Consider the following 1,115-nt stretch of genomic DNA (forward strand, 5'->3'; position numbering starts at 1 on the left):
TACCTCAGGTCAATGGTTTCGCCGCAAGTTTCTTTGTCTAATATCGTGAATCAAATCTTTGGAATAAGAAGTGTCTACATAGATTAGTCTTGAATAACTTTAACCATCTTCTTATAGAGATTTCCTGTCCAATAGCCTCAATTCTTTTTTTACTAAATATTAATTTTATTAACGACAATCAAAAATGTTGTCTAATAAGTTTAAGTCCTTTTATAATCAACTACATAAATCAATATGATCTGTCATAATACCCCATATAAAGCATGCAAGTTCTCTTGCAATAGCTGTTTTAGCTACATTATATTTTTTACCTCGCAAAATCATTCGATAGTATTTTCTTCTCAATCTTTCATTGGCTTTATCCGCATATGCTACTACTTCACTGCTGCATTTTTCCTGTCTTGATTTCAAATCTTTTGATTTAAATCCTACTCTTCCTCGTGTATAACCTTGTGCTGCTTCAACCAGTAATCTTCTTAAGTGATTATTCCCTGCTTTGGTGATTCCAAGCTTCTTTTCATGACCTCCTGATGAGTCATCTCCAGGAATCAAGCCTAAATATGCCGAATACATGTTTCCTTTTTTAAAACGATTGAAATCACTTGTTTCCACGATTAAAGATAGTGCAGTATGCGTTTTAATGCCAATCAAACATTGCAGCTGTTGCACTTTTTCTACATATTCTTCTTTTAATGATATTTCTTCAATTTGTCTGTCTAAAGTCTCTACACGATCGCATAGATGATTATATTCAATCATATATTCTTTCAATGTATCTTGAAGTAATGGTTCACTAAAAGAAACTGTATTTATCCAATCAATATGTTTTCTTGTCCAGTAACTTTTTCCTTCGAATTGTTTACCATTGCGTGTCAAAAACGCAATTATTTGTTGCTTAATGCTTTTTAAGTTTTCTTTTATATCATCTCTCATACGAATAAACTCTTTTACTGAATTGTCAAGTTCGGTAGGGACATGTACGGCAGAATATCCACCATAAGCCAAACATTCTGCAATCATCTTGGCATCACGATAATCGTTCTTAAGTTTTCTTCCACCTTTTTCAGTTTTCATGGTTGTTGGAGCCAGGATAACACATTCCACACCTTTCTCTT

1 protein-coding gene is annotated in these 1,115 nt (G+C 33.1%); it reads right to left on the minus strand.

What is annotated here, in order from left to right; genetic code table 11:
- Window positions 1–216 precede the first annotated feature (216 nt).
- The coding region (locus ACFOZZ_RS13270) for an IS110 family transposase (protein ID WP_376815428.1) at window positions 217–1,115 on the minus strand (899 nt) is incomplete at its 5' end.

Origin of the sequence: Catenibacterium sp. GCM10023432 (assembly GCF_042651925.1) — a bacterium.
GTDB lineage: Bacteria > Bacillota_I > Bacilli_A > Erysipelotrichales > Coprobacillaceae > Catenibacterium > Catenibacterium mitsuoka.